This window comes from Stenotrophomonas sp. STEN054 (genome assembly GCF_056854535.1).
Genome location: NZ_JBXFWG010000006.1, coordinates 124337 through 132016 on the forward strand (window position 1 = coordinate 124337; position 7680 = coordinate 132016).

5 protein-coding genes are annotated in these 7680 nt (G+C 67.9%); all 5 read right to left on the reverse strand.

What is annotated here, in order from left to right; translation table 11 throughout:
- Positions 1 to 25: 25 nt before the first annotated feature.
- The 5 genes from AC1VXD_RS03975 to AC1VXD_RS03995 all read right to left on the reverse strand — a co-directional run bounded on the left by AC1VXD_RS03975 (position 26) and on the right by AC1VXD_RS03995 (position 7249).
- Complete coding sequence (locus tag AC1VXD_RS03975; RefSeq protein ID WP_482990938.1) at positions 26 to 1252, reverse strand: AGE family epimerase/isomerase; 1227 nt, start codon at positions 1250 to 1252, stop codon at positions 26 to 28.
- Positions 1249 to 2244, reverse strand: coding sequence for a carbohydrate kinase family protein (locus AC1VXD_RS03980; protein ID WP_482990939.1), 996 nt, complete (start codon positions 2242 to 2244; stop codon positions 1249 to 1251). The genes AC1VXD_RS03975 and AC1VXD_RS03980 overlap by 4 nt, the downstream gene beginning before the upstream one ends.
- A 7-nt stretch (positions 2245 to 2251) precedes the next feature.
- Positions 2252 to 3565, reverse strand: coding sequence for an L-fucose:H+ symporter permease (fucP, locus tag AC1VXD_RS03985; protein WP_482990940.1), 1314 nt, complete (start codon positions 3563 to 3565; stop codon positions 2252 to 2254).
- 63 nt (positions 3566 to 3628) lie between these two features.
- Complete coding sequence (locus AC1VXD_RS03990; protein ID WP_406231636.1) at positions 3629 to 4678, reverse strand: LacI family DNA-binding transcriptional regulator; 1050 nt, start codon at positions 4676 to 4678, stop codon at positions 3629 to 3631.
- Between the two features lie 96 nt (positions 4679 to 4774).
- Entirely contained in the window at positions 4775 to 7249 is a 2475-nt protein-coding gene (locus AC1VXD_RS03995; RefSeq protein ID WP_482990941.1) for a GH92 family glycosyl hydrolase, read from the reverse strand.
- Positions 7250 to 7680: the final 431 nt, after the last annotated feature.

The following is a 7680-nucleotide window of genomic DNA, read 5'->3' on the forward strand; positions in this document are numbered from 1 at the left end:
CCGGACCATGCCCGGCGAACCTTCCTCAACGAACGACGTTCAACACTTCGTAGCACGCGCCCATGGTGTGGTAATCCACCTTGCCGGCCGGGCTCTTCTCGTCGCTGTACTTGCGGTTGTCGGCATCGAGGATGCGGAACCAGGCACCGTACTGGTGGTCGACGAAGTGCTCCCACGAGTACGCCCAGATGCGCTCGTACCACTGCCAGTAGCGGTCATCGCCGGTGCGTTTGGCCATCAGCGCGGCGGTGGCCAGCGTTTCGGCCTGCACCCAGAAGTACTTGTCGTCGTCGCAGACGAAGCTGTCGCCACCGATTGGCGCGCCGTCCATGCCCGGCTGGCGGCGCGATTCCGGCGCGAAGCCGTAATACAGGCCACCGCGTGCCTCGTCCCAGCTGCGCTCCACCGCCACATCGAACAGATGCTGCGCGGTCGGCACCAGCCAGTCGGCCTGCACGTGGCGGTCCAGGATCAGCAGCAGCTTGGCCCACTCGGTCTGGTGGCCAGGCTGGAAGCCCCACGGGCGGAACAGGTGCTTGGGGTTGTCCAGGTTGTAATCCCAGTCGATCTCCCAGTTCACGTCGTAGTGTTCCCAGACCAGGCCACCGGCCTTGGCGGCCTGGCGGCGGGTCATGTTGTCGGCCAGCTGCAGCGCGCGCTCCACATAGCGCTGCTCGCCACTGGCCTCGAACGCGGCCAGCATCGCCTCGCACATGTGCATGTTGGCGTTCTGCCCGCGATAGCCGGTGAAGTTCCACTGGCCATCGGCTTCGTCCTTGTACAGCCCGTGCTGCGGCTCCCAGAAGCGCGCTTCCAGCAGCTGCCATGTCTCGTCCATCCACGTGCGGGCCTGCTCGACGCCCGCCTTCAGCGCGCAGCTGTAAGCCAGCAGCACGAAGGCCACGCCGTAGCAGTGGTTCATGTCGTCCTCGACCTTGCCATCGCGCAGGGTCCAGGCGTAACCGCCGGTGGCCGGGTTGCGGTGCACCTCGCGCAGATAGCGCACGCCGTGCTCGACCCCCTCGCGGTATTCGGCATTGCCGAATTCGCGGTAGGCCATCGCGTAGTTGAAGACGAAGCGCGTGCTGCTCACCAGGTGGCGGTGGCCGGCATCGTAGATGCTGCCGTCATCACGGAAGTAGTGGAAGAAGCCGCCGTTGGGATCGATGCAGCGCGGATGGTAGAACGCCATGGTGTCGGCGATGTGCGCACGCAGGAACGCGGGCGAACGGAAATCAGGCGAGGTGCTCATGCGGAAAGGTCCTGTGCCTGCAGCAGCTGCTGCACTTCAGCGAGCGAGGGCATCGCGGCGAACGCGCCCTTGCGGGTAACGGCCAGCGCGCCCACCGCGGCGCCGAAGCGCAGCGTGGCGCCGATGGCCTGCGGGTCCTGGCAGAACGCAGCGAAGCCTGCGCCTGCGCCACCGCGCTCCAGCAGGCCGACCAGCACGCCACCGACGAAGGCATCGCCGGCCGCCGTGGTATCGACCGTGGCCACGTTGAAGCTGGTGACCTGGCCCTGCTGCTCACGGGTGTACCAGTGCAGCGTGGCGGCACCGTCAGTGACGATGACCCAGCGCGCCTGCGCGGCCAGCAGCCGCTGAAGGACCACCTGGTCGCCCTCGGCGCCGTGCGGCGCGGCCAGGTAATCCAGTTCCTCGCGCGACAGCTTGACCAGGTCGGCGCGTTCCAGCGCCTGCCACAGCCACGGCGTCGGGTCCACGTCGGCCGGCCACAGCGCCGGGCGCAGGTTGAGGTCCAGGCTGACCACCGCACCGGCGGCGCGGGCGCGGTCCATGCCGGCGAAAGTCGCCTCGGCGATGGCCGGTTCGGTCAGGCTGTTGGAGCAGACGTGGAAGCACTGTGCGTTGTCCAGGCAGGCCGCCTGGAAATCGCTGTCACGGAACAGCAGGTCGGCCGCCGGCGGGCGGTAGAAGCTGAAGCTGCGCTCGCCCGCGGCATCCAGCGCGACGAAGGCCAGCGCGGTCTTGGCCGCATCGGTACGCACGATGTAGTCGGTACCGACGCCGTGCTCGACCAGGCTCTCGGCCAGGAAGTCACCGAACATGTCGCGGCCGAGCATGCCGACGAACTGGGTCTTCGCACCCAGCCGCGCGGCGGCCACGGCGACGTTGGCCGGCGCACCGCCGGCGTACTGCAGGAACGCCCGCGGGGTGTCGGCCGAGGCCGGCGGCTGCGCTAGTAGATCGATCAAAATTTCGCCGAAGCAGACAATGGCATCCATTTCCGACTCAGCCTCCCTGCGTTGCGGAAGCCGGCGTACGTGCGCCGACCAGACCGTAGAAGATGATGTAGCCGTAGCACAGCAGCGGCAGGATGAAGCTGGCCTGCACACCGATGTGGTCCGCCAGCACGCCCTGCAGGTACGGCACCACGGCGCCGCCGACGATAGCCATGATCAGCAGGCTGGAACCCTTGTTGGTCAGCGGGCCCAGGCGCTCGATGCTGAGCGCGAAGATGGTCGGGAACATGATCGAGTTGAACAGGCCGATCGCCACCACCGAGTACAGCGCGACGCTGCCGGAGGTCATCATCGTGGTGGCCAGCAGGGCCACGTTGACCAGTGCGAAGATCGCCAGCAGGCGGCTGGGCGAGAAGCGCGCCAGCAGGGCCGAACCGGCGAAGCGACCGATCATCGCCATCGTCCAGTACGCCGACACGTAGTGCGTCGCCTGCTGTTCGCTGAAGCCGCCGATGCTCGGCATCGACAGGTAGTTGACCAGGAAACTGCCGATCGACACTTCCGCGCCGACGTAGAAGAAGATGCCCAGCACGCCCAGCAGCAGGTGGCGCTTGCGCAGTGCATCGAAGTAGCTGTGGTGGTGGCCCTGGTCAGCCTGTTCGGTCGCATCGCTCAGCGCCGGCAGGCGGAACAGGAACACGAACAGCGCCAGCAGCACCAGCGCCACCGCCAGGCCCACGTAGGGGCCCTGCACGGCCTGCGCCTCAGCGGCGCGGTAAGCCAGCTGCTCGGCGGCCGGCAGCGCGTTCAGTTCATCGGCGCTCTTGACCGTGTTGGACAGGATCAGCATGCCTCCGAAAATCGGCGCGATGGCCGTGCCCAGCGAGTTCAGCGCCTGCGCCAGGGTCAGGCGGCTGGAACTGGTCTGCTCCGGGCCCAGCAGCGCCACGTAGGGATTGGCGGCGACCTGCAGCACGGTGATGCCGGTGGCCAGCACGAACAGCGCGCCGAGGAAGGCGCCATACACGCGCAGCTCGGCCGCAGGCCAGAAGCCCAGCGCGCCGATGCCGGCGATGACCAGGCCGGCCACGATGCCTTTCTTGTAACCCAGCACGGCGACCAGGCGGCCCGCCGGCAGCGACATCAGGAAGTAGGTGCCGAAGAAGATGAACTGCACCAGCATCGCCTTGGCGTAGTTCAGTTCGAACACCGCCTTCAGGTGCGGGATCAGGATGTCATTGAGGCAGGTCAGGAAGCCCCACATGAAGAAGATGGTGGTGACCACGGCCAATGCCTTGCCGTTGGTGACGGCCGGTGCGTTGCCGGGGGAACCCGATGGGCGGGGCGTTGCGGAGATCGGCATGCGTTTCGCGCCTCGATGCGCGGAAGGTCGTTGTTGCGTGGAAGGAGTGTGCGTTGAAAAGGATCAGTTCGGGCGGGCGGCGCTGCTTTCGCGGATGCGCAGCTGCACCGGGGCGACCGTGCGCTGCGGCGGCGCATCCGGGTCGTCCAGGCGCTGCAGCAGCAGTGCGGCCGCCTGCCGGCCACGCTCGCGCGGGTCGGCGGTCAGGGTGGTCAGCGGCGGCACCGCCACCGACGCTTCGGAGATGTCATCGAACCCGGTGACCGCGAAATCGCCGCCAGGGCGGATGCCGCGCGAGTTCAGGCCAAGCATCAGCCCCAGCGCGACCGTGTCGTTGTAGCAGACCGCCGCGCTCGGCCGGTGGCCATCGACGAACAGCTCGTCGGTGCGCGCCGCGGCCTCCAGGCGGTTCGGCGCCGATTCGATCATCCAGCCCGGCGGCAGCGTCAGCCCGGCCTCGGCCAGCGCCTGCTGGAAACCGGCGCGGCGCTGGTGGCACGAGCTGGAATCGGCATGGCCGCCGAAGAAGGCGATCTGGCGATGGCCGCGTTCGATCAGGTGGCGGGTGGCGAGGTAGGCGCCATGCTGGTTGTCCAGGGTCAGGAAGTCCCAGTCGGCGCCGTCCAGTTCGCGGTTGAACAGCAGCACGTTGGCGTTGGCGCCCAGCGCCTGGCGCACCCGGGTGGCATCGCTGCCCTCGGCCGGCGACAGGATCAGGCCGGCCGGGGTGTGTTCCATCAACGTGGACAGCACCGCCTGCTGGCGCTCGGGCGATTCGCCGGTGCTGCCCAGCAGGGTGACGTAGCCGCGTCCGCCCAGGGCCTCGTCCACGCCGGACGCGAATTCGGCGAAAAACGGGTTGGACAGGTCGTTGATGACCAGCGCGATGCTCGACGAGGTGCGACGGCGCAGGTTGGCCGCCGCACGGTTGTAGACATAGCGCTGCCGGCGCAGTTCGGCCTCGACCTTGGCCCGCGTATCGACGTTGACCAGCGGGCTGCCGCGCAGCACCAGCGACACGGTCGCGCGCGAAACGCCGATGGCACGCGCGATGTCGGTCACCGTCACCGCCTTGCCGGAACGCTTGCTGGAACTGCCGCCATTGTCGTTCATCGTCTTCCCGGACTCCGCTGGAGCCTCAAGCCTAATGGATCGTGACCACATCATGCCGTGCCGTTCGCTGGGTTGCCTCCAACGGCACAGCACAGATCATCGCAGCTGGCTGCCTGGTGCAGCGCACCAGGAGACCGGCAGGTCGGCCACGGCGGTGCCCCAACCCTGGGTCGGCGCCTTGCCATCCAGGGCGAAACGCAGGCGCGGGCCCTGCTGCAGGCGGCTCCAGTCCAGCCACACCGGTGCATGCGCCTGGCCATCGACCTGCACGCCCTGCACGTACTGCAGGCGGCGGCCGTCGGCGCCCGGCGCGTCGATGCGCAGGGTGCGGCCATTGCCCATGTCCACTTCTACCTTGGCAAAGCGCGGGGTGTGCAGCAGGAACTCGCCGCTGCCCGGCACCGCCGGGTACATGCCGATGGCGCTGAACAGGTACCAGGCCGACATCGTGCCCAGGTCATCGTTGCCGGTCACGCCGTTGGGCGCATTGGTGAACAGCTGCTGCGCGGCGCGCAGCACGTTGGCGGTCTTCCACGGCTGGCCGATCAGGGTGTACAGCCAGGGCGAATGCAGGTCCGGCTCGTTGTTGGGGTTGTAGCGGAACTGGTTGTAGTAGCTGTACGGCCCCACCACCCACTCCTTGCGGGCGGCATTGAGCGGATCGGCCTCCAGCGCATCCATCGCGAAGAAGGCATCGAGGCGGCGCCCAGCCTGCTCACGGCCATCCATTGCTTCCACCAGGCCCGGTACGTCCTGCTGCGCCAGCCACTGGTACTGCCAGGCGGTGCCTTCATGGAAGCCGTGCTGCGAGCGCGGGCTGTAATGGCCGTCGGCCGGGGTGTACCACTGGCCGTCCTCGGTTCGCGGGCGCGGGAAGCCGGTGAAGCCGGTCTCGGCGTCACGCACCTGCGGGTCCCATACCTTGTGCCAGTTGCGGCCGCGTTCGCGCAGCGTCGCCGCATCCTGGGCGTGGCCGAGGCCATCGGCCATCTGCGAAAGCGCGCAGTCGGCCACCGCATACTCCAGCGTGGCCGAACCACCGTGATGCGGATCGACGTCCATGCCCTTGGAGGGGAAGGCGCGGTCGTAGGCCACGTAGCCCTTGTCCAGGTAGGTCGGGTTGCCCGAGCGGCCGGCCATCCGCGAGTTCAGCGGCGGCGTACCGAAGGCATTGCGGCGCAGCGCATCCCAGGCCTGCGATTCACGGCCCTTGAGCGCGCCGAAGCGCCACAGATCGACCATGAAGGGCGTGACCGGGTCGCCGGTCATGATGTTGGTTTCGAAGTTGGCATAGCCCCAGCGCGGCAGCCAGCCGCCCTGCTCGTCGATGGCCAGCAGGGTTCGGCCGATGTCACGGGCCACGTCCGGGCGGGTCAGCGCCAGCCACTGGTTCTGCGCGCGGTAGGTGTCCCACAGCGAGAAGTACTCGTAGTAGGTCCAGCCATCAGCGCGGTGGATGCCATCGTCGTAGCCGCGGTAGCGGCCGTCGGCATCGCTGCCGGTGAGCGGCTGCAGCAGCGCGTGGTACATCGCACTGTAGAAGACGGTGCGGTCATCGCCACTGCCACCCTGTACGCGCACCCGCGCCAGCTGCTCGCGCCAGGCCTGCTGGGACAGCGAACGCATCCTGTCGAAACCGATCAGCGCCCCACCCTGCATGCCCTCGGCGCGCAGGTTGCTGCGCGCACCTTCGGCATCGACGTGCGAGATCGCGCTCACCGCGGTGACCGACTGGCCCTTGGCCAGATCGAAGGTCAGCCAGGCGCCGTTCGGCTTCTGCTCGCCTTCCATGCTGTGCCGCGCATTGGGCAGGCCACCGGTCTCGCCCCAGGTGCCATGCGCCTTGAACGGGCGGTCGAACTCGACGCGGAACCAGGTGGTGTACTGGTGGCCGCCGCAGAAGCTCTTGGTGACCAGCTTGCCTTCGACCACGCGGTCGCCGACCACGTCGACCACGCTGCCGATGACCGAATGGCGCTCGTTGGCCTGGCCGACGTTGATCATCACGTGGCCATCGCCACTGCGCTGGCTGAAGGTATAGCGCTCGGCCGCGGCACGCGTGCGCGCGGTGGCTTCGGCATCGATGCCGCCGTAGCTGGTCAGGCGCACCTTGTAGTAGCCGGCCTGGCCGACTTCACCATCATGCGTGTAGGTGGAGGCGTAGGCCTTGTGGTCGAACTGCTTGGGGTTGGCGGTATCGAAATCGCGGCCGGGGCCGATGCTGCCGGTGACAGGCAGGATCGAGACCTGGCCGCCCTGCTCCCAGCAACCGGCGCCGGACAGGAACGAATGGCCGAAGCCGCGGATCTTCTCATCGTCGTAGCGCCAGCCCGAGTAGTGGCTGCCGATCGGGCTGACCTGGATGAGGCCGAACGGTGCCGAGGCGCCGGGGAAGGTGTTGCCGTCATCCTTGCTGCCGATGAAGGTATTGACCTCGCGCTCCAGCGCGGCCGGTGCGGCCTGCAGCCAAGGTGTGACGGCCAGTGCCAGCAGGCAGGCGACGCGGGCCAGCGGGTGGTGGGACAGGCTCGGCGAGCGGCGGGCAGACAGACGGCGGGACAACCTGGTCACGGGCAGGACTCCTTGGCGGCAGGGCGGCAGCGAAGCGCCGGCCGCGGTGGCCGAGCGCCTCGTTTCCATCGGTACAAATCCGCACCCCGGCGGATTTAGATCGATTGAAGTAAAGCAGGCAGCGCCCATCCATGCATTCTGCGCCGCAGCAAAAGAGGGGGTTTTCTTTTTGCAGGGCTTGCAGCCCTGCACCTGCTGCGAGCCAGGGCAACGTCAACGTCAAAAGCAGGGGTTCCTGTGGATTGGCGGGGTGGGTCCGGTGGCAGGGGACGCCGTGAACCCGTCCATGGGGGCTTGGTCGCCGCATCCATGCGGCTCACTGATCTGGCCCCCTAAAAACGGACGCCATGAAGCCGTGTTCAGGCGGCAGCCGCAAGCTGCCGGGCGTAGTCGTTGGGCGATTTGTAGCTCAGTGCCGAGTGTAGCCGGGT